The organism is Sorangium sp. So ce367 (assembly GCF_051520455.1).
In the GTDB taxonomy this organism is placed as follows: domain Bacteria; phylum Myxococcota_A; class Polyangia; order Polyangiales; family Polyangiaceae; genus Sorangium; species Sorangium cellulosum_B.
Genome location: NZ_CP150334.1, coordinates 10954029 through 10979346 on the forward strand (window position 1 = coordinate 10954029; position 25318 = coordinate 10979346).

The 25318-nt window shown below is 70.2% G+C and carries 15 protein-coding genes; 6 read left to right on the forward strand and 9 right to left on the reverse strand.

Annotation, left to right across the window (positions count from 1 at the left end; genetic code table 11):
• Positions 1–9: 9 nt before the first annotated feature.
• Positions 10–1998, reverse strand: a complete 1989-nt coding sequence (locus WME97_RS41570) for an arylsulfatase (protein ID WP_437546117.1) — start codon at positions 1996–1998, stop codon at positions 10–12.
• Positions 1999–2289: 291 nt separating this feature from the next.
• Between WME97_RS41570 and WME97_RS41575 the strand changes: the two genes are divergently transcribed.
• Genes WME97_RS41575 through WME97_RS41585 form a run of 3 tightly spaced genes read left to right on the forward strand, consistent with a single transcriptional unit; the run spans position 2290 to position 9631 of the window.
• On the forward strand, positions 2290–8607 hold the full coding sequence (locus WME97_RS41575; protein WP_437546118.1) for an AAA family ATPase: 6318 nt from the start codon (positions 2290–2292) through the stop codon (positions 8605–8607).
• On the forward strand, positions 8604–9263 hold the full coding sequence (locus WME97_RS41580) for a response regulator transcription factor (RefSeq protein WP_437546120.1): 660 nt from the start codon (positions 8604–8606) through the stop codon (positions 9261–9263). The genes WME97_RS41575 and WME97_RS41580 overlap by 4 nt, the downstream gene beginning before the upstream one ends.
• A complete protein-coding gene (locus WME97_RS41585; protein WP_437546122.1) occupies positions 9260–9631 on the forward strand; it encodes a response regulator in 372 nt (123 codons plus the stop codon). The genes WME97_RS41580 and WME97_RS41585 overlap by 4 nt, the downstream gene beginning before the upstream one ends.
• 45 nt (positions 9632–9676) lie before the next feature.
• Here the strand turns inward: WME97_RS41585 and WME97_RS41590 are convergent, their stop codons facing one another.
• Together WME97_RS41590 and WME97_RS41595 are read right to left on the reverse strand one after the other, a co-directional pair.
• Complete coding sequence (locus WME97_RS41590) at positions 9677–11119, reverse strand: catalase (protein ID WP_437546124.1); 1443 nt, start codon at positions 11117–11119, stop codon at positions 9677–9679.
• 117 nt (positions 11120–11236) lie between these two features.
• Positions 11237–11932 (reverse strand): dienelactone hydrolase family protein, encoded by a 696-nt coding sequence (locus WME97_RS41595; RefSeq protein WP_437546126.1) that lies wholly within the window; start codon positions 11930–11932, stop codon positions 11237–11239.
• A gap of 250 nt (positions 11933–12182) precedes the next feature.
• Here WME97_RS41595 and WME97_RS41600 point away from each other — a divergent pair, with 250 nt between their 5' ends.
• The gene (locus WME97_RS41600) at positions 12183–17690 is read left to right on the forward strand and encodes a trifunctional serine/threonine-protein kinase/ATP-binding protein/sensor histidine kinase (RefSeq protein ID WP_437546128.1); all 5508 of its coding nucleotides are present in this window, start codon (positions 12183–12185) and stop codon (positions 17688–17690) included.
• Between the two features lie 54 nt (positions 17691–17744).
• On the opposite strand, the gene WME97_RS41605 is transcribed toward WME97_RS41600, so the two are convergent.
• From WME97_RS41605 to WME97_RS41630, 6 genes are all read right to left on the reverse strand, one after another.
• On the reverse strand, positions 17745–18572 hold the full coding sequence (locus WME97_RS41605) for an alpha/beta fold hydrolase (RefSeq protein ID WP_437546130.1): 828 nt from the start codon (positions 18570–18572) through the stop codon (positions 17745–17747).
• A 16-nt stretch (positions 18573–18588) separates the two neighbouring features.
• Positions 18589–19428 (reverse strand): alpha/beta fold hydrolase, encoded by an 840-nt coding sequence (locus WME97_RS41610; RefSeq protein ID WP_437546132.1) that lies wholly within the window; start codon positions 19426–19428, stop codon positions 18589–18591.
• 124 nt (positions 19429–19552) lie between these two features.
• On the reverse strand, positions 19553–20377 hold the full coding sequence (locus WME97_RS41615; protein ID WP_437546134.1) for a lysophospholipase: 825 nt from the start codon (positions 20375–20377) through the stop codon (positions 19553–19555).
• Between the two features lie 54 nt (positions 20378–20431).
• Complete coding sequence (locus WME97_RS41620; protein WP_437546135.1) at positions 20432–20695, reverse strand: XapX domain-containing protein; 264 nt, start codon at positions 20693–20695, stop codon at positions 20432–20434.
• Positions 20696–20701: 6 nt separating this feature from the next.
• Positions 20702–21358: a hydrolase gene (locus tag WME97_RS41625; RefSeq protein WP_437546136.1), complete on the reverse strand. Its 657-nt coding sequence runs from the start codon at positions 21356–21358 to the stop codon at positions 20702–20704.
• A 140-nt stretch (positions 21359–21498) separates the two neighbouring features.
• Positions 21499–23286 carry an amidohydrolase gene (locus WME97_RS41630; protein WP_437546138.1) on the reverse strand — a complete coding sequence of 596 codons (1788 nt, stop codon included), beginning with the start codon at positions 23284–23286 and terminating at the stop codon, positions 21499–21501.
• 154 nt (positions 23287–23440) lie between these two features.
• Between WME97_RS41630 and WME97_RS41635 the strand changes: the two genes are divergently transcribed.
• Both WME97_RS41635 and WME97_RS41640 read left to right on the forward strand, forming a co-directional pair.
• Positions 23441–24283 (forward strand): MBL fold metallo-hydrolase, encoded by an 843-nt coding sequence (locus tag WME97_RS41635; RefSeq protein ID WP_437546140.1) that lies wholly within the window; start codon positions 23441–23443, stop codon positions 24281–24283.
• Positions 24284–24363: 80 nt separating this feature from the next.
• A complete protein-coding gene (locus WME97_RS41640; RefSeq protein WP_437546142.1) occupies positions 24364–25317 on the forward strand; it encodes an ArsR/SmtB family transcription factor in 954 nt (317 codons plus the stop codon).
• Position 25318: the final 1 nt, after the last annotated feature.

The window sequence follows — 25318 nt, forward strand, 5'->3', positions numbered from 1 at the left end:
GGTGCGCGTTTACTCGGTGAGGATGACGCCGCGGGCGGTGGCGTACTGCGCCCACGCGGCGGCGAGCTCGGCCGCCACGTCCGGATGAGCCGCGGAAACGTCGTTGATCTCGCCGCGGTCGGTGGCCAGATCAAACAGGCTCCAGGCGCGCGGCGTCGGGCCATAGGGCGCGCTGAGCCACAAGAGCTTCCAGTTGTCGCGAATCACGTAGCGGTGGTTGCCGTGCTCCCAGATCAGCGTCTCCCCCGGCGCGCGCAGGCCGGTCGCCCGATCTTCGAGCACCGGCAGGATCGAGTGCCCGCTGATCGGCTCGACTTCCCTGCCCTTGTAGGTGCTCCCCGGGTTGGGCACACCGGCCAGCTCGAGCACGGTCGGCAGGAAATCGATCACGTGCGTGGTTCCATCGAACTGCGGCCTGCTCTGGTGCTGCCCCGGCAGCCGTGCGATGGCCGGAACGGCGATGCCGCCTTCGGTCGTGTAGCTCTTCCACAGCCGGAACGGCGTGGCGCTCACTTCGGCCCAGCGGGGTCCGACGCCGATGTACGAACCCGGTCGACCCAGGTTCTCGAGCGAGTTCTCCACCGCCCCGGAGCGGCTCGGGTCGGTGGCGGCGAAGCCCTCCCGATTGCCACCTTCCGCGCCGTTGTCGGACTGGAAGAAGATGAAGGTGTTCTCGTACTCGCCGACCCGCTTGAGGTACTGGATCAACCTGCCGATGTTGGCGTCGAGGTTCTCGACCATGGCAGCGTAGATCTCCATGCGCCGCGCCTCGTAGATCCGCTCCTCCGGCGTCAGCTCTTCCCAGGTCTTCGGGTTGCTGCCGCCGCTCGGCAAGCGGGGATTCGGCGTGAACGACTGCGGGATGACGCCGCGGCTCTTGAGCCGCTCGAGGCGCCGCTCGCGGATGGCGTCGTAGCCCGCGTCGTAGCGGCCGCGGTACCTGTCGATGTACTCCGGCGGCGCCTGAAGCGGCCAGTGCGGCGTGGTGTACGTCGCGAACGCGAAGAACGGCTTGCCATCGGCGCGGTTGCTCTCGATGTACTGGATGAGCTTGTCCGTGTAGAACTCGGTCGCGTAGAAGTCGCGCGGCGGCTGCGTGTACACGCCGTCCTCGCGATACAGCTGCGCCTGCGCGGTCGTCGGCGGGTCGGCGAACTCGTTGAAGAACGTCGCCACGCCGGGGAGCAGGACGTACGATTTCTCGAAGCCGCGCGCCGGAGGGCTCTGATCCTCCGTGTCGCCGAGGTGCCACTTGCCGGCGATGTACGTATGGTATCCGGCGTCTCTCAGGATCTCGGCGACGGACAGCGCGTTGTCGGTCAGGTGGCCCTCGTAGCCGGGCTGCCCTGCTTGCGGTCCAGTACCGCCGCCCATGCGGCCCAGCCCGACGGCGTGGCTGTCGGTGCCCGAGACCAGCATCGCGCGGGTCGGCGCGCACAGCGATCCGGAGCGGTGCCCGGTGAGGATGCGGCCTTCTGCTGCGAGCGTATCGAGGTTCGGTGTGGTGATCTCGCCGCCGAACGCGCCGAGGTCCGAGAAGCCGAGATCGTCGGCCACGATCGTGACGATGTTGGGCAACTCGACGATCGGACCGCCGCCGCCCGTGCCGCCGGCACCACCATCTCCGCCGCCACCATCTCCGCCGCCCGTGCCGCCGCCGCCCGTACCGCCACCGGCACCGCCGCCGCCCGTACCGCCGGTACCTCCGCTGCCGCCGGCACCGCCGCCGCCCGTACCGCCGGCACCGCCGCCGCCTTCGCCGGTCGCGCCAGCTTCACCCGAGTTGCCACCGCCGCCGACACCGCTCGTGCCGTTGCCGGTGCCGCTCGTGGAACCGCCCGACCCGCCGCTCGAACTGCCCGTCTGAGCCGCGCTGCCACCGCTGCCCGCGTCGTCGTCGCTCCCGCAGCCGATCGGGCCGAGCAGCGTCGCCAACAACCAGGGTCCGCTCGCGAGCGCCGAACCAATCCATCGATGACGTTCGAAGAACCGCTTCATACCTGTCTCCTTGGGAGTGCTGGAAGCGCCGCATGCCGGAGTCGAACGTCGTCGCGAGCGAGGTTCCGCCGTCCTCCCGAAGGGACGCCTCGGCTCGCGCCCCGGCCAAAGGTCAGCCGGGCGCGCCACGAGAAGGGCGGACGCTGACGGTGATGAGCCGCGTGGCTCGGCCGTCACGACGAACGACGGCGCCGCACGTCACCGGGGACGCGGGGGCGCTGCTTCGCTGTTCTCCTCGCCGCAGCCTGCGCCGCGGCACATGCGGCTAACTACAGCAAGAACGACAAGCGCTTGTTCGACAGCACGCCTCCGAGCGAGCACCGAACATCCGCATGGCCACGAGGCAAGGAAACATACGTCCGCTATAACGGACATCGCGACGTTATACAAGACAATTCTCTCGCCGCGGAGCGGCGGTCCGAGGTCCTGCCAGAAAAGCCGGTCGATCACGAGTCGTCGCCGGAAGCAGCATCGCGCGGGCGCCCGCTACCCGACCAAGGTCGGGTGACGGTCAGCGCCGGGCATCCGTGGTGGTCGGGTAGACTCGGGCCGTCCCGCGGGACGATCGACCTTCCACGATCGATGACCATGGCAGTACTGACGCACGAGAATTCCGGTGGAGAGGGCTCCGGCGAGCCGATACCGATCGACGTGGTTCGTCTGGAGCCGCTCTGGGAGGAGGGCGAGGTCGTCCTGTCGCGAGGGCTCCGTCGCAGCGACGGCGCGCCGATCCTCACCGCGACCGGGCCGATCGCCCGCCTCGAGCGCGAGCTCGCGCTCCGCCACGCGATCGAGCCGTCGTGGGGCGCACAGCCGCTGGGGCTCGCGCGCGCGGCGGGACGGCTCGCGCTCGTCCTCCGCGACCCAGGCGGCGAGCTCCTGGCGGGCCTCGTCGGCCCCGCGTGGGAGACGACGGCCTTCCTGCGCGTCGCGATCGGCCTCGGCATCGCCCTCGACCGCGTCCACGACCGCGGCATCATCCACAAGGACCTCAAGCCGGCCAATATCCTCGTCGACGTCCGGGCCGGCGCCGTATGGCTCACCGGCTTCGGCAGCGCGTCGCTGTCGCTGCGCGAACAGCAGAACGCCGGCGCGCCGGTGCCCGCAGGGACGCTGGCGTACGTGGCGCCGGAGCAGACCGGGCGCATGAATCGCTCGGTCGACGCGCGCAGCGACCTCTATTCGTTCGGCGTCACGCTCTACCAGCTGCTCACCGGCGTGCTCCCGTTCAGCGCCACCGAGCCGGCGGAGCTGCTGCACGGGCACCTGGCGCGGGAGCCCAGGCCGCCGCACGAGCTCGTGCCGGCGATCCCGCTGCCGATCTCGGAGATCGTGACGAAGCTGCTGGCGAAGACCCCGGAGGACCGCTACCAGTCGGCGCGCGGGGTGCTCACCGACCTGCGGCGCTGCCTCGCCGAGTGGGAGTCGTTCGGGCGCGTCGAACCATTCCGGCTCGGCGCGCAGGACGTCTCGCGGCGGCTCCGCGTGCCCGAGAAGCTCTACGGTCGCGAGCGCGAGATCCACGAATTGCTGGCGATCTTCGGCCGCGTCGTGTCCGCCGGCGCCAAGGAGCTCGTGCTCGTCACCGGATACCCGGGGGCCGGCAAGTCGTCGCTCGTGAACGAGCTCCGGCGCGTGCTGTCGCCGGCGCGGGCGCTGTTCGCCAGCGGGAAGGCCGACGAGTCGACGCGCGATGTCCCGTACGCGTCGGTCGCTCAGGGCCTCCGCACGGCGGTGCGCGCGATCCTGGCGCAGAGCGAGGGCGAGGTCGTGCGCTTTCGCGAGTCGCTGCAGCGCGCGCTGGGACCGAACGGCAAGCTGATCGTCGACCTGGTGCCCGAGCTGGCCCTCGTCCTCGGTGAACAGGCCCCCGTCGCCGAGCTTCCGCCGGAGGAGGCGAACAACCGCTTCTACGCGGTGTTCCGCCGCTTCCTCGCGATCTTCGCGACCGCCGAGCACCCGCTCGTGCTGTTCCTCGACGACCTGCAGTGGGCCGACGAGGCGACCCTCGCCCTGCTCGAGCACGTGATCCGTCAGGACGACGTGAAGCATCTGCTGGTCGTCGGCGCCTACCGCGATCAGGACGTCGGCGCCGGGCACCCGCTTTCGCGGGCGCTCGAGCGGATGACCGCGGCCGGCGCGGCGCTGCGCGAGATCGCGGTGCCGCCGCTGCAGGTGCAGGACGTCGAGAAGATCCTCGGCGGGGCGCTCGGCTGCAGCCGCGAGCACGTGCGCCCGCTGGCGCGGCTCGTCTACGAGAAGACCAGCGGCAATCCGTTCTTCGCCATCCAGTTCGTCTCCGCGCTCCACGATGACGCGCTGATCGGCGTCGACCCGGTGAGCGGCAGCTGGACCTGGGACGTCGCGCGGATCCAGGCCCAGAACTTCACCGACAACGTCATCGAGCTGATGATGACGCGCTTCGGCGGCCTGCCCCCGGCCACGCGCGAGGCGCTGAAGGACCTCGCCTGCCTCGGACGCACGGCCTCGGCGCGGACCCTCGAGGACGTCCACGGCGAGCACGTCCACGCGGCGCTGGCGGAGGCGATCCGGTCGGGCCTTGTGTACCAGCTCGACGGCGCCTACTCGTTCCTCCACGACCGCGTGCGCGAGGCGTCGTACGCGCTGCTCGGCGAGGCGGAGCGCCCGGTGGCCCACCGGCGGATCGCGCGGCGGCTCCTGGCCAGCACGCCGGGCGAGCGACGCGAGGAGGCGGTGTTCGACATCGTCAACCAGTACAACGGCGGCTCGTCGCTGGTCGTGGACGACGAGGAGCGGCTGCTGCTTTCGGAGCTCAACCTGCTCGCGGGCAGGCGGGCCAAGGCCGCGAGCGCGTACGCCCAGGCGCTCAAGTACCTGACGCAGGCGCGCGCGCTGCTGCCGACCGACAGCTGGCAGCGCTGTCCGGCGCTGGCGTTCCCGATCGAGCTGGCCGTCGCCGAGTGCGAGTGGCTGAGCGGCGCCAGCGACTCGGCCGAGGCGCGGCTGTCGCGGCTCTCGTCGCATGTGACCGACCCGGTCGACCTCGCGGCGATCGTGTGCGTGCAGATCCACCTGTACACGACCACCGATCGGTTCGACCGCGTGGTGCCGATCGGCCGCGATTACCTGCGCGGCGTCGGCATCGCGCTGCCGGCCGCGCCGACCGACGACGAGGTGCGCGCGCAGTACCAGCACATGCGCGCGCGAATGGGCGAGCGCTCGATCGAGTCGCTGCTCGACCTGCCGCCGATGACCGACCCGCGGCGCCGGGCCGCGATCGACGTGCTGTCGCTGCTCGCGACGCCTGTGTACTTCGTCGACAAGAACCTCTACGCGCTGCTCATCCTCCACATCGTCCTGCTCAGCCTCGAGCACGGCAACACCGACGGCTCGGCGCTGGCCTTCTCGCTGCTCCCCAGCATCATCGGGCCGCGCTTCGCCGCGTACCGCGACAGCTACCGGTTCGGCCAGCTGAGCGCCGACCTTGTCGAGAAGCGCGGGTTCGACCGCTACGCGGCGCGCGTGCTGATGGTGTTCGCGACCCACGTGATCTCGTGGACCAGCCATTTGCGGGCCAGTCATTCGATCACCAAGCGGGCCTGCGAGAAGGCGCTCGAGAGCGGCGACCCCTACGGGGCGTACTGCGCCGGGTTCGCGATCACCTACCTCCTGGCCGCGGGCGCGCCGCTGGCCGAGGTCCTGGGCGAGGCCGAGGGCGCGCTGGGCGTCGCCCGCCAGGCCGGCTCCGCGTTCGCCATGGAGCTCATCGGCGCCCAGCTCGACCTGATCCGGACCCTGCGCGCGCCGCTCGGCGGCGACGGAGCCCCGACGGCAGACGACGAGCGGCTCTTCAGCGACCCGTACGATTCGGGCGCCCTGCTCGCCGTGTTTCGCTGGGTCCGCGAGCTCCAGGGCTGCTTCCACCGCGAGCGCTACGACGAGGCCGTGGCCCTGGCCGAGCGGGCGCGCGAGCGCATGGATGTCGCGGAGCGGTTCTACGAGGAGGCCGAGTTTCACCTGTACTCCGCGCTGGCCCACGCGGCGGTCAGCGACGGGAGCGCGGACGGCGGTCACGTCGAGCGGGTGGCGGCGCACCACGTTCAGCTGGCCGCGTGGGCCGAGGATTCGCCGCGGACCTTCGGCTGTCAGGCGGCGATGGTGGAGGCGGAGCTGGCCCGCCTGGAGGGCCGCGAGCTTCTGGCGGAGCGCGCCTACGAGCAGGCGATCCGGCTCGCGCGCGAGGAGGGCTTCGTGCACTTCGAGGCGGTCGCCAACGAGCTGGCGGCGCGCTTCCACGAGCGCCGCGGGTTCGCCACGATCGCGGCGGCGTACACCCGCGAGGCGCAGGGCCTCTACGACCGCTGGGGTGCGCGCGGCAAGGTCGAGCTGCTGGCGCGGCGGCTGCGGGCCGGTCGCCCGGTGGCGTCGTCCCTCGAGACGCTGTTCGAGCGGCTCGACGTCGCGGCGGTGCTCCGCGCGTCGCAGGCGCTGTCGAGCGAGATCGTCCCCGAGCGGCTGATCGAGGCGTTGATGCGCACGACGGTCGAGAGCGCCGGGGCGACGCGCGGGGTGCTGGTGACGCTGGCGCGCGGCGAGGTCGAGGTCGCCGCGGTGGCGACGACGTGCGAGGGGGGCGTGGCGGTGCAGCTGCGCGGCGCCGGAGCGCCGGCGGAGGAGCTGCCGGAGAGCGTCCTTCAGTACGTCGTGCGCACCCGCGAGAGCGTGCTCCTCGACGACGCCCTGCAGGCGCACCCGTTCGCGGGCGATCCGTACATCGCCTCGCGCCGATGCCGCTCGCTGCTGTGCCTGCCGCTCGCCAAGCAATCGCGGCTGATCGCGGTCCTCCAGCTCGAGAACACGCTCGCGCCGCACGCCTTCACGTCGGAGCGGATCGCCGTGCTGACCCTGCTCGCGTCGCAGGCGGCGATCTCGCTGGAGAACGCGCGCCTCTACGCCGAGGTGGGCCGCTCCGAGGGCCGGCTGACGCGGATCATCGACACCATCCCGACGCTCGCCTGGTCGGCCCGGCCCGACGGGTCGGCGACGTTCTTCAACCGCCAGTGGCTCGATTACACCGGCCTCACGCTGGCGGAGGCGCAGGCGCAGCGCCACCCGAGCGCGACCCACCCCGACGACACGGAGGCGGCGCGCTCGTACTGGCAGCGGCTTGTGCGGTCGGGCGAGCCAGGCTCGTTCGAGGCCCGCCTGCGCCGCGCCGACGGGGTCTATCGCTGGTTCTTGACGCGGGTGCAGCCGCTCTACGACGAGCACGGGATCGTCGAGTGGTACGGCACCAGCACCGACATCGAGGATCGCAAGCAGGTCGAGGAGGAGCTCGACGCGCGGGTCCGCTTCTGGACGCTGCGCTCGTCGATCTCGAGCAAGCTGGCGGCCTCGCCGACCGACCGCCTCGACGCGGAGATCGACAAGGCGCTGGCCGAGGTCGGCGGCTTCTTCGAGGTCGACAGCATCTTCATCTTCTGGTTCTCGCACTCGGGCACCGACGCCGTCAGCACGCACACGTGGGCCAAGTCGGGCGTGGCGCTGCCGCCGAGCACGGTCACGATGTTCCGCGAGAGCGTGGACGAGCTGCGCCGCGGCGAGGACGTGCCGGTCCACGACGTGAGGCGGATGCCGGAGCACAAGCGCGACGAGGGGCTCGCGCTCGAGGCGATGGGGATCAAGTCGATCATCGCGCTGCCGCTGGTGGTCGGCGGGGTGACGAGCGCGTCGCTCAACCTGGCGTGCACCTCGCGGTACGTGCTGTGGAGCGACCCGATCCGCCAGCGCCTCCGGATCCTCGGCGAGGTGTTCGCCAACGCGCTCGTGCATCGCCGGGCCGAGCTCGACCTCGAGCGCTCCGAGTCGGCCCTCCACCGCGCGCAGACCGACCTCGCCCACGTCACCCGCATCACCATGCTCGGCGAGCTGGCGGCGTCGATCGCCCACGAGATCAACCAGCCGCTGACGGCGATGATGGCCGAGGCGGCGGCGTGCACCAACTGGCTGGCGGCGCCGCAGCCGAAGCTCGACGACGTCCGCGACTCGCTGGCGGCGATCGCCAGCGAGGGCAGCCGCGCCGGCGAGATCTTGCGGCGGATCCGGGCGCTGCTGTCGCGCTCGTCGATCGAGACCAACTCGTGCGACCTCACCGCCGTCGTCCACGCGGTGCTGCCGGTCGTGCGACGACAGCTGCTGCAGTCCGAGGTGGTGCTCGAGACGGCGCTACGGCCGAGCTTGCCGGCGGTCGTCGGCGACCCGGTCCAGCTACAGCAGGTGGTCCTGAACCTGATCCTCAACGCGAACGACGCTTCGCGCGACGTCGATCCCGCTCGTCGCCGCATCACCGTTCGTACGTTCGTCGAGCGGGGCGACGCCGAGGGGTCGGTCGTTGTCGAGGTCGAGGACTGCGGCATGGGCATCGGCGAGGCCGACCCGGCGAGCCTGTTCGAGCCGTTCTTCACCACCAAGACCAACGGCCTGGGGATGGGGCTGGCGATCAGCCGCTCGATCATCGAGCGCCACGGCGGCCGGCTCTGGGCCGAGCCCAACGCGTCCGGTATCGGTGCTACCTTCGGCTTCTCGCTCACGGCGATCTCGCGCGACTTGCAGCGGAGCTCCGGATGAACGCGACCTCGACCCTCTCCTCCCCGGCCCCGAAGGTCTTCGTCGTCGACGACGACGCGTCGGTGCGCGCCAGCCTGAGTCGGCTCCTTGCGTCCGTCGACCTCACGGTCGAGACCTTCCCGTGCGCCGAGAGCTTCCTGTCCGCCGATCGCTCCGACGCGCGCGGCTGCGCGGTGCTCGACGTCAAGCTGCCGCAGCTCGACGGCCTCGAGCTGCAGCGCCGGCTCTCGGACGCCCGGGTCAACCTGCCGATCATCTTCCTCACCGGGCAGGGCGACATCCCGATGTCGGTGCGGGCGATGAAGGCGGGGGCGGTCGAGTTCATGACGAAGCCGTTCCGGCCGGCGGACCTGATCGCGGCCGTCCGCGAGGCGATCGAGCGCGATCGCGTGGCCCGGATCGAGCGCGACGACCTGGCCGGGCTGACCAGCCGCTACGAGTCCTTGACCGCCCGCGAGCGCGAGGTGATGCGCGGGGTGGTCGCCGGCCAGCTCAACAAGCAGATCGCGGCCGAGTTCGGCACGCGCGAGGCGACGGTGAAAGAGCAGCGGGCCAAGGTGATGGAGAAGATGCGGGCCGGATCCATCGCCGAGCTGGTGCGCTTCGCCCTGCGCCTCGGCCACCTCGATGGGGCCGACGGAGGACGGGGGCGATGAACGACGAACGGCTGATCGCGATCGTCGACGATGACGCGTCGCTGCGCCGCTCGCTCGGCAACCTGCTCAAGTCGACGGGCTTCAACGTCGAGACGTTCGCCTCCGCGGAGGCGTTCCTCGCCGCCGGCAAGATCGAGGCGATGGACGTCCTGGTCCTCGACGTCCGCATGCCGGGGATGAGCGGCGTCGACTTGCTCGTCGAGCTGACCCGCCGCGCGTCGCGGCTGCCGGTCGTCGTCCTCACCGCCCACGGCGACGAAGATGTGCGCAAGCAGTGTTTCCGCGCCGGCGCCGTGGCCTTCCTGACCAAGCCGTTCCAGCCCAAGGACCTGCTCGACGCGATCCATCGGATCACGCGCGGCGACTGAGCCGCTCAAGCGCAGCCGCCGAGCGGCTGCCGTGCGAGCGCGGCGCTAGCCCCGGTCGAGGCCGAGCGCGCGGGCCACGCCGGCCCCGTAGGCGAGGTCGGCCTTCATGCAGTTCGCGACGTGCCGGCGCTGGATGTCGACCGACGCGCCGCCGAGGGAGCGAGCTGTGTTGTCGAACAGCGCCTGCCGCTGCGCCGGCGACATCAGGCGGAACAGGCGACCTGGCTGCTCCCAGTGGTCCTCGTCGGCGCGATGATCCCAGTGGGCGGCGTCGCCCGCGACGGGCAGCGGCGGCTCACCGGCGCCGGCGTTGTCGTCCCATTCGCCGTGTCGGTTCGGGAAATAGCTGATCGTGGCGCCGAGGTTGCCGTCGACGCGCATCGCGCCGTCGCGGTGGAAGCTGTGAAACGGGCACTTCGGCGCGTTGACGGGGATCTGGTTGAAGTTGACGCCGAGCCGGTAGCGCTGCGCGTCGCCGTACGAGAAGAGCCGCGCCTGCAGCATCTTGTCGGGCGAGAGGCCGATGCCGGGGACGATGTTGGCCGGCGAGAACGCGGCCTGCTCGACCTCGGCGAACACGTTGTCGGGGTTCTTGTCGAGCTCGAGGACGCCGACCTCGATGAGCGGATAGTCGGCCTTCGGCCAGACCTTGGTGAGGTCGAACGGGCTATGCCGGTGCGTCCGCGCCTGCGCCTCGGTCATGACCTGAATGCAGAGCTTCCAGCGCGGAAACCGCCCCGCCTCCAGGCTCTCGAACAGGTCGCGCTGGTGGCTCTCGCGGTCTCGCCCCACCACCGCCTCGGCCTCGGCGTCGGTGAGGTTCTCGATCCCCTGCTGGCTGATGAAGTGAAACTTGACCCACACGCGCTCGTTCGCGGCGTTGATCATGCTGAAGGTGTGGCTGCCGAAGCCGTGCATCGTGCGATAGCTGCGCGGGATCCCGCGGTCGCTCATCACGATCGTCACCTGGTGGAGCGCCTCGGGCAGCGACGTCCAGAAGTCCCAGTTGCTGTCCGCGCTGCGCATCCCGGTCCGGGGGTCGCGCTTGACCGCGTGGTTGAGGTCGGGGAAGCGCAGCGGGTCGCGGAAGAAGAACACCGGCGTGTTGTTGCCGACGATGTCCCAGTTCCCCTCCTCGGTGTAGAACTTCACCGCGAAGCCGCGGATATCCCGCTCGGCGTCGGCGGCGCCGCGCTCGCCGGCGACCGTCGAGAAGCGCACGAACACCGGCGTCCGCTTGCCGACCTCGGCGAGGAGCCTGGCCCGGGTGTACCGCGTGACGTCGTGAGTCACGGTGAACGTCCCGTAGGCGCCCGAGCCCTTGGCGTGCATGCGCCGCTCGGGGATCACCTCGCGGTCGAAGTGCGCGAGCTTCTCGATCAGCCAGAGGTCCTGCAGCAGCGCGGGGCCGCGCGGACCGGCGGTCTGGATATTCACGTTATCGACCACCGGCGCACCGGTGGCATGCGTCAACTTCGGTTTGGACATGCGTCGACGGTAGTTCGCGACCAGTCCGGAGCAAACCCGACGATGGTCGGGTGACGTCGTCAGGCCACGTTCCCCGGACCGCGCGGGCGCCGCGGCGAGGGCGGCCCGCAATCCTGGTCAGGTGAGGTGCTGCTTGAAGAACGCATCGGTCCGCCGATTGGCCAGCGCGGCGTCGGCAGCGTCGTAGCGTTCGCCGCCCGGACGGGCAAACGCATGGTTGCGGCCCGGGTAGGTGTGGATCTCGACGTGCTGGTTGTCCCGCAGCGCGGCGTGGATCGTCGCCTGGGCCTCCTCGCCGATGTATTCGTCGTCGCCGGCGAGGTGCATCAGCAGCGGGCGCTCGATGTTGACGCCCTCGGTCACGTATTTTTCGGTGCCTCCGCCGTAGTAGGCGACGAAGACATCGGCATCGGCGCGGGCCGCGGTCAGGAACGTGAGCAGTCCGCCGAGGCAGTAGCCGGTCACGCCGACCTTGCCGGAGGCGCCGGGCATGGCGCGGGCGGCCGCGACAGTGGCCGCGATGTCGCGCGGCCCCTTGTCGAAGTCGTAGGCGCCATACAGGGCGAAGCCCCTGGCCACGTCGGCTTGGTCGCTCTCGGACATGTCCACGCCCCGCTGGGCGCGCCAGAACAGGTCGGGACAAACGGCGATGTACCCCTTTTCGGCGTAGGCGTCGGCGATGCTGCGGATCCCCGCGTTGACGCCGAAGATCTCCTGGATCACGACGATCGCCGGCGCGATGGCGGCCCTGGGACGCGCGACGTAGCAATCGAAGCTGCCATCGTCTGTCTGGACGGTGAGACGATCGTTCATGCTGGGCTCCTCCGGTTGGTTGATGGCCGGCTCAGGGCACGAGGTGTGGGCGGTTCGAAGCGCCCGAGCACGACCACGGGGGCCGTGAGCGGCGTCGGCGCCAGCTCCGGCGTCGAGAACCTGAGCCGGTATGGACGGGATCTTCGGCCGGGAACACCCGACCAAGGTAGGATGGCCCCCTCGCTCCCTCGAGCGGAGCCTCGGAGACGCCTCCGTTGTCGCCAGCACCGGCCCACCCACGTTGCGCCCCATGACGACCTCGCACGACCCCGCAGCCGTCTGCTTGCGCGACGACGGCGAGCTCGCGCTCTACCGCAGCGGTGAGGGACAACCGGCGTTGATCTTGCGGCCGGTTCACGCGCCTGCGGCGGACCTGTTGCAGAAGCTGGAGAATGAGTTCGCGCTCCGCGAGGAGCTGGATCCGGCGTGGGCGGTGTGCCCACGTGAGCTCGACTCCAGGCCAGGCCGCACGAGGCTCTGGCTGGAGGATCCCGGCGGTGAGCTGCTCGCCCGTCGGGTCGGGCGCGCCTGGCCGATAGGCGACTTCCTGCGCGTGGCGCTCGGCTGGACGCGCGCGCTCGACCAGCTGCACGCCCGCGGCATCGTGCACAAGGACATCAAGCCCGCGAATGCGCTGGTCGATGTGGACAGCGGCGCGGTGTGGTTGACCGGCTTCGGCGCCGCCGCGCGCGCGGCGGACGAGCAGCGCGCGCGGCCGCCGACGCTGGTCGGCAGCCTGCCATACATGGCGCCGGAGCAGACGGGGCGCATGAGCCGAGCGGTCGATACGCGCAGCGACATGTACGCGCTGGGCGTCTCGTTCTACGAGCTGTTGACGGGTGGCCTGCCGTTCGCCGCGTCGGAGCCGATGGAGTGGATTCACTGCCACGTGGCCAAGCAGCCAGCCGACCCGCGCGATCGCGTGGCCGAGCTGCCGGCGCAGCTCGCCGCCATCGTCATGAAGCTGCTGTCCAAGCCGGCGGAGGAGCGCTACCAGACCGCGGCCGGCCTGGCGCGCGATCTGGAGCGCTGCCTGCTCGACTGGAGCGCGCACGGCCGCATCGAGCCTTTTTCGCTCGCGAGCGGGGACGCGCGCCATCGCAGCATGCCCGAGCGCCTGTACGGACGCGACCGCGAGCGCAACGCGCTGCTCTCCGCCTTCGAACGGGCGCGCACGAGCGGCGCTCCCGAGCTCGTGCTCGTGTCGGGTTACTCGGGGATCGGCAAGTCGGCCCTCGTCGACGAGCTGAGGCGGGCCATCGGCCGGCGCGCGGCGTTCGCGTCGGGGAAGTTCGACCAGTTCAAGCGCGACATCCCGTATGCCACCTTCGCCCAGGCGCTCGAGAGCCTTGTGCGGCAGGTGCTGGGCCGGCCCGCAGAAGAGCTCTCGGCGTGGCGAGAGGCGCTGCGGCACGCGCTCGGCACACACGGTGGCCTGGTGACGAACCTCGTGCCCGACGTCGAGTTCATCGTGGGGCCGCAGCCGCCGGCGCCCGAGCTGCCCCCGCACGACGCCAAGCAGCGCTTCCAGCTGATCTTTCGGCGCCTGATCGCGGTGTTCGCCAGGCCCGAGCAGCCGCTCGTGCTGTTCCTGGACGACCTGCAGTGGCTCGACGCAGCCACCCTCGACCTGATCGAACATCTGGCCTCGCACCCCGAGCTCTCGAACCTGCTGATCGTGGGGGCGTACCGCAGCAACGAGGTCGACGCCGAACACGCGCTGCACCGCCTGGTCGCGCGGCTGCGCGCGGCGGCCGGACGCGTGGAGGAGATCTCGCTCGCGGCGCTGGCCCCGCCCGACGTGGCCGACCTGCTCGCGGACGTCCTGCAGGCGGACGCCGCCGAGCTCGCGCCGCTCTCGGAGCTGGTGCGCGAGAAGACCCACGGCAACCCGTTCTTCGCGATTCAATTCATCAACGCGCTCAACGACGTGGAGCTGCTCCATTTCGACCCAGCGAGATCACGCTGGCGCTGGGACCTCGAGCGCATCCGAGCGCGCGGCTTCACCGACAACGTGGCCGAGCTGATGATCGAGAAGCTGACGCGCCTGCCGGAGCCCACGCGCCGCGCGCTGATGCACCTCGCCTGCCTCGGTATCTGCGCGCCGATCGAGGCACTTTCGCTCGCGCTCGGCGCCGGCGAGCGTGAGCTGACCGCCGCGCTGGACGACGCGCTGCGGAGCGGGCTCGTCGTGCGCGTGGAGCGTGAGTATCGCTTCTTGCACGACCGCGTGCAGGAGGCTTCCTACGCGCTGATCGACCCGCGCGAGAGGCCCGCCCTGCACCTCGCCATCGGCATGAGGCTCTCCGCGGGGTCGGCCGAGCGCGCGCGCGAAGAGGGCAGCTTCGACATTGTGAACCAGCTCAACCGCGGCCTCGACCTCCTGCGCACGCGTCGAGAGCGCATGCAGGTGGCGGAGCTGAACCACGCGGCGGGGCGCCGCGCCAAGGCCGCGTCGGCGTACACCTCGGCGCTCGTGTACCTGGCGGTGGCCGATGCGCTGCTCGGCGAAGACCGCTGGGAGAGCGACCACGCGCTCGCCTTCGCGCTCGGCCTGGACCGCGCGGAGTGCGAGCTGCTCGCCGGCGAGCTCACGGCCGCCGAGGCGTGCTTGAAGCAGCTCGCGCCGAGGGCTGACAACCTGGTCGACAGCGCAGCGATCGCGCGGCTTCGCATCCTGCTCTACACGACGGCGGGTCGAAACGGCATGGCCGTGCAAGTCTGCCTGGACTTCCTGGGTACGATGGGCATCGACTGGACGCCGCGGCCCACGCGCGACGACGTGGAGAGCGAGTTCCAGAGTCTGTGGGACGAGCTGGGTAACCGCAGCATCGAGTCGCTGATCGAGCTGCCGGTCAGCAACGACAGCTGGCGCGCCGCGCTCGACGTGCTCACGGCGGCGCAGCCGCCCGCGCTCTTCACCGACAGCGCCCTGCACGATCGTCTGGTCGCGCGCATGGCGCGCCTCAGCCTCGCTCACGGCAACAGCGATGGCTCCTGCTACGCTTACGCGGTGCTGGGCGTGGTGCTCGGCTCCACCTTCCGCGACTATCCCGCCGGCAACCGCTTCGGCAAGCTGGGCTTCGATCTCGTCGCGGCGCGCGGCTTCGAGCGCTTCAAGGCGCGCGCGTACATGTCCTACGGCGCCCACGTGAACACGTGGGCCCAGCACATCGACACCAGCTTGGCGCTGGTGAGGCGGGCGCACGCGGCCGCGCTCGAGGCGCTCGACTTGACCTTCGCCGGCTTCAGCAGCGAGACGCTGGTGACGCTGCTGCTCGGGAGCGGCGCGCCGCTGTCGGAGGTGGCGCGCGAGGCGGAGCGCGGGCTCACGCTCGCTCGTCGTACCGGCTTCGGGCTGGTCGAGGACATCATCACGTCGCAGCTGCGGCTGATCCGGCTGCTCCGCGGCCACACGCCGAGCTTCGCCTCGTTCGACGACGACGACTTCGACGAAGCCAGCTTCGAGCAGCACTTCGCCGAGGACCAGCAGCTCGCCTTTGCCACCTGCTGGTACTGGATCCGCAAGCTGCAGGGGCGCTTCTTCGCGCGCGACTTCGCGGCGGCGCTCTCCGCGGCCCGGCAGGCCGAGGCGCTCTTGTGGACCTCGCCCGGCCATTTCGAGGTGGCCGAGTTCCACTTCTACACGGCCCTGGCGCGCGCCGCGCTCTACGACGCGAGCTCGCGCGAGGAGCGCACGCGCCACGCCGAAGCGCTGTACGAGCACGAGCGCATCCTCGCCTTGTGGGCGCGTCACTGCCCGGACAATTTCGAGAACCGAGCCAAGCTGGTGGCGGCGGAGGTGGCGCGCATCGAGCGGCGCGAGCTCGCCGCGGAGCGGCTCTACGAGGAGGCCATCGACTCCGCGCGAAAGCACGGCTTCACCCAGAACGAAGCCGTGGCGAGCGAGATGGCCGCCCGCTTCTATGCAATGCGCGGGTTGAGCGGCGTGGCCCTGGCCTATCTCAGGTCGGCGCGTGATGGTTACGCCAACTGGCAGGCGACGGGAAAGGTGACGCAGCTCGAGCTGCTCGAGCCGCGCCTGCGCCAGCCGCCTTCGCTCACGCGCTCCGGCGCCGGTGCGGCGCGCGTGGAGCAGCTCGACCTGGCGCCCTTCCTCAAGGCGTCTCAAGCGCTCTCGGGAGAGATCCAGCTCGAGCGCTTGATCCGCACCTTGATGACCATCGCGCTCGAGGGGGCCGGCGCGGAGCGGGCGCTCTTGATCACACCGCGGGGCGAGGAGCTGTGGGTCGAGGCGGAGGCGGTGACCGCAGCCGACCACATCGAGGTGCGGCTCATTCGTGAGCCCACGCCAGCGAGCGATGCGCCCGCGTCGATCCTGCGCTACGCGATACGCACACAGCAGCCGCTCCTCCTCGGAGATGCCGCGCTCGACGCGCGTTTTGCCGCCGACGAGCACGTGCGGCGCGCGCGCCCGCGCTCGATCTTCTGCGTACCGCTCGCCAAGCAGGCGCGGCTGTCCGGCGTACTCTATCTGGAGAACAACCTCGCGTCGCACGCCTTCACGCCCTCGCACCTCACGCTGCTCGAGCTGCTGGCCTCGCAGATGGCCATTTCGCTGGAGAATGCGCGGCTCTTCGACGACCTGCAGCGCGAGAACACCGAGCGCCGCAAGGTGGAGGAGCTCTTGCGTCGCACCAAGGCCTACCTGGCCGAGGCCGAGAGTCTGACGGACACGGGCAGCTTCGGCTGGACGTTTGCGACTGGAGACCTGTTCTGGTCAGAAGAGACGTATCGCATCTACGAGGTCGACCCGAGCACCAGGCCTTCGCTCCCGCCGCTCCTGGAGCGCGTACCCAGAGAGGAACGCGCGAGCGTGCAGCAGGCGTTCGAGCGCGCCAAGACCGAGGGGCAGATGATGCTGGAGCACCGGCTGCTCTGCGCTGGCGGGCGCGTCAAGCACCTGCGCATCCGCGGGCGCGCCCGCACCAGCTCGGATGGTAGCGCCGAGATCGTGGGCGCGGTGATGGACGTGACCGCATCGCGACGCGCGGCCGAGGACCTCGAGGAGGCGCGCGCGCAGCTGGCCCACGTCGCGCGCACCACCACGCTGGGCGAGCTCGCCGCGTCGATCGCGCACGAGGTCAATCAGCCCCTCGCGGCCATCGCCGCGGACGCGAGCGCGGGCGTCAACTGGCTCGATCGCGCGGAGCCCGACCTGGTCGCCGTGCGTGAGTCGCTTGTCGCGATCGTGAACGACGGCCATCGTGCCGGCGACGTGCTCGCGCGTATTCGCCGTCTCTTGACGCGCTCGGCCGCGCACCGCGAGCGTTGCCACCTGGACGCCGTGATCAGCGCGGCGCTGCCGGTGGCAGAAGCCGAGCTGGCGCGGCGTCGCATCGCGCTCGAGCTCGGGCTCCGATCGGGCGGGGCGCAGGTCTTCGCCGATCCGGTCGAGCTGCAACAGGTCATCCTCAACCTCTTGCTCAATGCGGCCGAGGCTTCGCGCGATCTGCCGGAGGCGCGCCGGCGCGTGCGCCTGGAGACGGCGCTCTCGGAGGGCGACGGCCGCGTCCTGGTCGTTGGCGCCGTCTCCGACGCGGGTGTCGGCCTTTCGCACGTGGACGGCGCGCGGTTGTTCGAGGCGTTCTACACAACGAAGCCCGGCGGGCTGGGCATGGGATTGTCGATCTCGCGCTCGATCCTCGAGCGCCACGGCGGCCGACTCTGGGCCGAGCCAAACCCTGTATTTGGCGCGACGTTTCGCTTCGAGCTGCCGGCCGTCGAAGGAGCCTGAGCGACGCAGACAGCGATGAAAGGCCGCGGACTCTCGTGTCCGCGGCCCTCGCCCTCACGACTGGATGAACTCCAGCAGATCCGGATTGACGACGTCCGGGTTGATGGTGCACAGGCCATGCCCCAGGCCCTTGTAGACCTTGAGCGTGCCCTTCTTGAGCAGCTTGATCGACAGCAGCGCGGAATCCGCGATCGGCACGATCTGGTCGTCGTCGCCGTGCATCACGAGCACGGGCACATCGATCTTCGCGAGGTCGTCGGTGAAATCGGTCTCCGAGAACGCCTTGATGCAGTCGTAGTGCGGCTTGATGCCGCCCATCATGCCCTGCCGCCACCAGTTGTCGACGACCCCCGGCAGCGTCTTGGCCCCTGGACGATTGAATCCATAGAACGGCCCTTCGGGCACGGCGCGGTAGAACTCGGCGCGGTTCGCGACCAGCGCGGCGCGGAATCCATCGAACACCTCGAGGGGAAGGCCACCGGGATTCTTGTCGCTCTTGACCATGATCGGCGGCACGGCGCCGATGAGCACGGCCTTGGCCACGCGGCCGTCCTGCCCGTACTTCGCGACATAGCGGGCCACCTCACCACCGCCCGTGGAGTGGCCGATGTGCACCGCGCCCTTGAGACCGAGGTGAGCGGTGAGCTGCGACACGTCGCTTGCGTACGTGTCCATCTCGTTGCCGTCGAAGGTCTGCGACGAGCGCCCGTGACCGCGGCGATCGTGCGCGATGACGCGAAAGCCCTTCGCAAGGAAGAACATGAGCTGCGCATCCCAGTCGTCTGCCGACAGCGGCCAGCCGTGATGGAACACAAGAGGCTGTCCGCTTCCCCAGTCCTTGTAGAAAAGTTCGACGCCTTCTTTGGTCTTGAAAATCGGCATGTGGCGCTCCTTCTATCTATCGAATGGCGTGACGCAGGAACGAGGCCACCTGTTCGGCGGCGAGCTGCGGGTACTGGTGCTGCGGGGCGTGCCCCGACTCAGGATACACGGCCAGATGTGCGTTGGGGATCTTGCGGTTCAGCGCGAACCAGTTGTCCACGGCGGTGCTGATGTCGTTGTCGCCGCTGATGATGAGCAGCGGCGTGCGCGTGACCATCAGCTTCTGCAGCCGCCCGGCCTCATCGGCGTGATACTCCTCGGCCGCGGCGAGGTAGGCCTTGATCGCCTCGGGGGTCGACGGAATTTTCTCATCGACCCCGGGGCGCACGCGGATGCGGTCCCGCGACTCCTTCGCCATCTTCCGGCTGAACTCCGATCTCGGCTCGAAGAACAACACGATCTCATCGTCCAGGTCGTTCACCGGCTTGAACGCGCGGTCGATGAACGCCTGTTGAATGTCCACCGCGCGTTTGCCGGGCGGCGCCGTGCCCACGAGGATCGCGTGCGTGACGCGGCCGGGATGTTCGACCACCACGGTCTGCGCCACCGTGCCGCCCCATGACCAGCCCAGGAGGACGAATTTGTCGAGCTTCATGGCGTCCGCGAACGCAAGCACGAAGTCCGCGGCCTGGCCGATGCCGGGCGGCAGCTTGCCTTCCGAATAACCCACGCCCGGATAGTCCACCGTGATGATGCGGTTGTTCTTCGCCAGCTCATCGAGGAACAGCGGATCCCAGGTATCGAGCGTGCCGCGCATGCGCGTGATGAGCACCATGGGTTGGCCCGTGCCGATGCTGCGGTAGGCAATCTTATCGCTTCCGACCTGTACGTACTGCGTGGGTGCGCTGGCTGCCATGTCGCCTCCTATCTGTGCGTGGTGCGTGGGTGCGCTTGCTGCCTTGTCCGCAGGCAGCCCGGAGCAGCCCACCACGGCGAGTGCAAGCAATAGAACGAAACAACTCTTCTTCATGACGGAGACCTCAGGCGATGCGCGCGTTGATCCAGCCCACCACGTCGGCCATCACCCGCTCTTTGCCGAGGTCGTTGAGCAGATCATGGAAGTGCCCTTCGTAGAGCTTCAGCGTCTTGTCGCTCGAACCGGCCTTGTCATGGAAGAGCTGGCTGCCCGCGGGCACGGTGGCCTTGTCTTCGGTGCCGTGCATGATGAGCAAGGGCAGCGTGAGGGTCCCGAACTCCGCGCGCATGCGGTCGGTGGCCTTGAGCAGCGCCGCCACCGTGCCCGCCGGCTGGACTTCACCATGGGTCAGCGGATCCGAATTCAGCTTCTGCAGGGCTTGCGGGTCGCGCGTGAAGTCCTTCTCATGCAACTTCAGCACCGGCAATTTTGGCGTTACGCGCCCGAGGAAACGCACGAGCGACAGCACGGGCTTCGGCGCCCACACCTCGAACGCAAAGCTCTCGCAGATGAAGCCGGCGATCTCTCTCTGATGATCCAGCGCCCAGGTGCAGGAGATCACCCCGCCCATGCTGTGCCCCAGCAGGAACACGTTGAGGCCGGGCTCGCGGTTTTTCACCAGGGCGATGAACGTCCCCAGATCGTCCGTGTACTCGGCGATGTCATTGACGAACAGGCGCGGCCCCTCCGATTTGCCACGCCCGCGATGGTCGTAGGCGTACACGGCGAAACCCGCCGCCGACAGCTGCTCCCCCGACCACTTGTATTGCCCGCTGTGCGCAAGAACGCCGTGGCAGAGCACCACGGCAGCGCGCGGCGTCCCCGCCGGCCGCCAGGAACGCATGTGGAGGCGCGTGCCGCCGCGGCCGGTGAATGTTTCTTCTTTCATGGGAGGTCCTCGTTGGAGATGGCGTTTGAAACAACTCGAGCGTGCGTGGGTGGCTCAGCGGGCGGCGTCGTCGCGATGGTCGGACTCGGGCGCGGGCACGCCGGTGATCTTGGGCGCGCACTCGCGGGTGAACCATGCCGCGCTGAGCGGCTCCCCGGCGAGGAGCCGCCGCGCGGCCGGGCCGACCTGCTCGCCGAGGAGCATGCCGCACAGCCCGATCAGCGCGATGATCGGCGGCGCGGGTGCGCGCACGTTCAGCACGCTGTAGAGGGTGCCGACCAGCACGCCGACGCCCAGCGAGATCAGGTAGAGCTTCATGCGCTCCTAGTGGCCGCCCTCGGAGGCGTTGAACATGGACTTGGCGTAGATGATGCCGAGGCCATAGGCGCCCCCGAGCTCGGCGGCGATCCCGGTGGTCGCGCCGTACGTCTCGCCGCGGGCCCAGTCGCGCTGGAGCTCGAGCAAGTACTGCAGGGCGGTCAGCGGGCGTGCGCCGGCCTGGACCATGCGCGTGACGGCGCGCTCGTGCGCCTCGTCGGACACGTCGCCGCAGGCGTCGGTGATCACGTAGACCTCGAAGCCCTGCTCGATCGCCGACAGCACGGGGCCGACGATGCACACCGAGGTCCACAGGCCGGCGATGACGAGGCGCGACTTGCCGAGCTTGTTGACGCGGGCGATGATGTTGGCGTCCTCCCAGCAGTTCATCGTGGTGCGATCGATGAGGTCGAGCTCCGGCTGGGCGGCGCGGATCTCGGCGAAGATCGGGCCCGAGAAGGTCTTCTCGGCCACGGTGGTGAGGATCGTGGCGACGCCGAAGACGCGGGCCGCGTGGGCCGTCAGGGCGGCGTTGTTGCGAAGCAGGACACCGTCGATCGAGCGGGTGGCGAACGCCATCTGCGGCTGGTGGTCGATGAGGATCAGGGTGTGATCGCCGGGGGTGAGCAGCGACTTGGCGGGAGCGGCGGTGGCGGTGGGCATGGTCCGTGAGTCCTTTTTGGTGAAGAGGAAATGAATGAACGAACGGTGACTGTCAGAGCTCGAGAGGCAGCCACGAGGCGATGAAGTCGACGTCGCGGATGCCGCCGGCGTGGGCACGGGAGCGGCCGCGGAAGAAGCGGCTAGAACACGGCGCAGGGGCAGGCGAGGCCGGGGTGGTGGTGATGGCGGCGGGCGCGCCGGCTCAGCGCGCGGGCGACCGCGCCGGGGTCGTAGCCGCCGTACTGCGCGGGCGGGGCCCAGTCGGGGCTGAACGGCAGCGGCGGGGGAGCGAGGCCGCCGAAGTCGCCGCTGGCGTGGACGACGTCGCCGCCGACCACCGTGAGCACCGAGGTGATGTTGCGGATCTCCGCCTCCGGCACCACGAAGTAGTCGTCGGACAGCACCGCGAGGTCGCCGAGGCGGCCCTCGGCGACTAGGCCTCGCTGGCCGTCCTCGCCGGAGAACCACCCGTTGCCGGCGGTGTAGAGGCGCAGCGCTTGTTCACGCGACAGGCGGGCGCCGGGGCCGAGCAGCTCGGTGCCGCCAACGCTGCGACCGGAGACCAGCCAGCCGAGGCCGACCCACGGGTTGTAGCTGGCGACGCGCGTGGCGTCGGTGCCCCCGCCGACGGGGATCCCCGCGGCGAGCATGCGCCGCACCGGCGGGGCGTCGCTCGTCATCTCCGGGCCGTAGCGGTGGAGGAAGTGCTCGCCCTGGTAGGCCATGCGGTGCTGGATGGCGATGCCGCCGCCGAGCGCCGCTATCCGGTCGATGTTGCGCGCCGACACCGTCTCGGCGTGATCGAAGAACCACCGCAGGCCGGCGAACGGGACCTTGCGATTCACGTCCTCGAACACGTCGAGCATGCGCGAGATCGACTCGTCGTAGGTGGCGTGCAGGCGGAACGGCCAGCGACTCGCGACCAGGTGCTCGACAACGGCGCCGAGCTGCGCCTCCATGTGCGGCGGCAGATCGGGCCGCGGCTCGAGGAAGTCCTCGAAGTCGGCGGCCGAGTAGACGAGCATCTCGCCGGCGCCGTTGAGCCGATAATAGTCGTCGCCGCGGCCAGGGCTGACGGCCTTGGCCCACTGGCTGAAGTCCTCGAGCTCTTGCCCGGGGCGCTGGGTGAACAGGTTGTAGGCCAGCCGCACGGTCAGCTGCCTGGCGGCCGCGAGCTCCTCGATGATCTGGTAGTGCTCGGGGTACTGCTGGAAGCCGCCGCCGGCGTCGATCGCCCCGGTGATGCCGAGGCGGTTGAGCTCACGCATGAAATGACGGGTGCTGTTGCGCTGCTCGTCGGGGCCGAGCCTGGGGCCCTTGGCCAGCGTGGCGTACAGGATCCACGCGTTCGGCTTGGCGACCAGGAGGCCAGTCGGCTCGCCGTGACGGTCGCGCTGGATCACCCCGCCCGGCGGGTCGGGCGTGTCGCGCGTGTAGCCGACGGCGCGCAGCGCGGCGCGGTTGAGCAGCGCCTGCGCGTAGAGGTGGAGCACGAACACCGGGGTGTCCGGCGCTGCGGCGTTGAGCTCGTCGAGGGTCGGCATGCGCCGCTCGGCGAACTGGAACTCCGACCAACCGCCGACGACGCGGACCCACTGCGGCGGCGGGGTGATCTGGGCCTGCGCGCGCAGCTGCCTCAGGGCCTCGGCCAGCGAGGCGACGCCGTCCCACCGCAGCTCGCTGTTGTAGGTGAGGCCGCCTCGGATGAGGTGAAGGTGTGAATCGATGAGGCCGGGGATCGCCCGCCGGCCGCGGAGATCGATCTTGCGGGTGCCGGCGCCGGCGCGGCGCAGCACGTCGGCGTCGTCGCCGACCGCGACGAATCGCCCGTCCCGGATCGCCGCCGCCGAGGCCGCGGGCGCCTGCGGATCCATGGTGGTGATTCGCCCGTTGAAGAGGATGAGCTCGGGGTCCGCGCTGGTTGTCATAGGCAGGGTCCGCGCGGAAGATGGCAGAGAGATGGTGGACGGTAAACCCGACCTTGGTGGGGTGAGGGCGCTCCGGCGTCTCGTAGCGCTCCTCCGTCTCGAACCACGATTTGATCGGGGCTAGCGCCGCGCTCGCGCGATCGTAAGCTGCGCGATGCAGCTGACATACCTCGGGACGGCGACGCTCGTCATCCGCATCGGCGAGACACGGTTCTTGACCGATCCGGTGTTCGACGAGGTGGGGACTGCCTACGACTTCGGACCATGGTTCGCGCCGCGATCGTGGTTCGCGACGGAGAAGCGCTATGTGACACCGGAGAGCCCGGCGTCGCTCGGCTCCTTCGACGCCGTCCTTCTGAGCCACGATCATCACGCCGATAACCTCGACCTGGCCGGGCGTGCGCTCGTCGCCGACGAGGCGCGCGTCGGCCGGGTGGTGACGACGGTGCCGAGCGCGCGGCGGCTCGCTCGCCCCGCGGCGACCAGGGACGCGCCGGGCCGCGGCCTCGGGCTCGGCGGGCGCGCCGTCGGGCTCGCGCCTGGAGCGAAGACACGCGTTGGACCGGCCACCGTCACGACGATCGTCGCCCGCCATGGTCCGGGCTACGCGCCGCAGGCCCATGAGGTGACCGGCTTCCTCGTCGACGTGGACGATGGCCCGCGCGTCTGGATCTCGGGCGACACCGTGCTCTTTCCAGCGCTCGAGGCCACGCTCGCGGAGATCCGACGCCAGCGCCCCGTCGACCTGGCCGTCGTCCACTGCGGCGCGGTCGGCTTCCCGCGCGCGCCCGGGCTCCGCTGCGCGCGCTTCACGTTCGACGCGGCGGAGGCGATCGCCGCGTGCCGCCTGCTGGACGCGAAGACCATCCTGCCGATCCATCGCTCTGGATGGGCGCACTTCCGGCAGTCCGAGGACGACCTCCGCGGCGCGTTCGTCGCCGCCGGCCTCGAGGAGCGGACGCGCTTCCTCGAGCTCGGCGGCACGCTCGAGCTCTGACGCACCTGTCGCTCTCGAGGGGTGCTTGACTCCGGCAGCCAGCGCTCCTATGACATTCGCACATCTAGATACATGAATACATGAGTCTTTCCGAATACATCGAGACGCTGAACCTCCTCGGGGACGAGAGCCGGATACGGCTCTGCGTGCTCCTCCGCGAGCGCGAGCTGCGGGTGACGGATCTGGTTCGCGTGACGGGCATCGCGCAGTCGCGCGTCTCGACGCACCTCGGGCGGCTCCGCGAGGCGGGGTTCGTGCGGGATCGGCGCCAGGGGCCGCAGTCGTTCTATGCGCTCGCGGTCGATACCCTGCCCGGGACCGCGAAGGCCCTCCTCGATGAGGCCACGAAATCGCCCGACCCGACCCTGGAGGGCGACCAGCGGCGCCTCCTTGAGCTCGACGCCGAGCGGCGCGGCGGCCTCCCCGAGTCCTTCGCCGGCGAGATGGAGAGGCACTACTCCCCGGGCCGCACGTGGCAGTCGCTCGCTGTCGGCATCGCCGCGTTGCTCCGCCTCGGCGACGTCCTCGACGTCGGATCGGGCGACGGCGCGGCGGCCAGCGCGCTCGCGCCTTACTGCCGCTCGCTCACGTGCATCGACTCGAGCAGCCGGATGATCGAGGCCGCGAGAGAGCGGTTCTCGACCCAGCTCCACGTCCGCGTCCAGGTCGCCGATGTCCACGCGCTGCCGTTCGGAGACGCCTCCTTCGACTCGGTCCTCGTGTTTCACACGCTGACCTACGCCGAGGACCCGCCACGGGCGCTGGAAGAGTGCGCCCGCGTGCTCCGCCCGGGCGGTCGCGTGGTCATCCTGTCGCTCGACGCGCACCAGCAGCGGGAGATCACCGTGCCCTACGGCGAGCGCCACCCCGGCTTCTCGCCCTCCGACATCCGCGCCATGCTCACCCGCGTGAAGCTCGATGTCGCCGCGTCCGAAGTCGCCTGCCGCGAGACAAAGAAACCCCATTTCCAGGTCGTGCTCGCCATCGCCGACAAGCCGACCCCCGGTCCCTCCAAGAGCGCCAAGCGAGGCTGAT

Coding starts and splice junctions, on each gene's coding strand:
- WME97_RS41570 (WP_437546117.1), bottom strand. CDS start 1,998: ATGAAGCGGTTCTTCGAACGTCATCGATGGATTGGTTCGGCGCTCGCG.
- WME97_RS41580 (WP_437546120.1), top strand. CDS start 8,604: ATGAACGCGACCTCGACCCTCTCCTCCCCGGCCCCGAAGGTCTTCGTC.
- WME97_RS41585 (WP_437546122.1), top strand. CDS start 9,260: ATGAACGACGAACGGCTGATCGCGATCGTCGACGATGACGCGTCGCTG.
- WME97_RS41590 (WP_437546124.1), bottom strand. CDS start 11,119: ATGTCCAAACCGAAGTTGACGCATGCCACCGGTGCGCCGGTGGTCGAT.
- WME97_RS41595 (WP_437546126.1), bottom strand. CDS start 11,932: ATGAACGATCGTCTCACCGTCCAGACAGACGATGGCAGCTTCGATTGC.
- WME97_RS41600 (WP_437546128.1), top strand. CDS start 12,183: ATGACGACCTCGCACGACCCCGCAGCCGTCTGCTTGCGCGACGACGGC.
- WME97_RS41605 (WP_437546130.1), bottom strand. CDS start 18,572: ATGCCGATTTTCAAGACCAAAGAAGGCGTCGAACTTTTCTACAAGGAC.
- WME97_RS41610 (WP_437546132.1), bottom strand. CDS start 19,428: ATGGCAGCCAGCGCACCCACGCAGTACGTACAGGTCGGAAGCGATAAG.
- WME97_RS41615 (WP_437546134.1), bottom strand. CDS start 20,377: ATGAAAGAAGAAACATTCACCGGCCGCGGCGGCACGCGCCTCCACATG.
- WME97_RS41620 (WP_437546135.1), bottom strand. CDS start 20,695: ATGAAGCTCTACCTGATCTCGCTGGGCGTCGGCGTGCTGGTCGGCACC.
- WME97_RS41625 (WP_437546136.1), bottom strand. CDS start 21,358: ATGCCCACCGCCACCGCCGCTCCCGCCAAGTCGCTGCTCACCCCCGGC.
- WME97_RS41630 (WP_437546138.1), bottom strand. CDS start 23,286: ATGACAACCAGCGCGGACCCCGAGCTCATCCTCTTCAACGGGCGAATC.
- WME97_RS41635 (WP_437546140.1), top strand. CDS start 23,441: ATGCAGCTGACATACCTCGGGACGGCGACGCTCGTCATCCGCATCGGC.
- WME97_RS41640 (WP_437546142.1), top strand. CDS start 24,364: ATGAGTCTTTCCGAATACATCGAGACGCTGAACCTCCTCGGGGACGAG.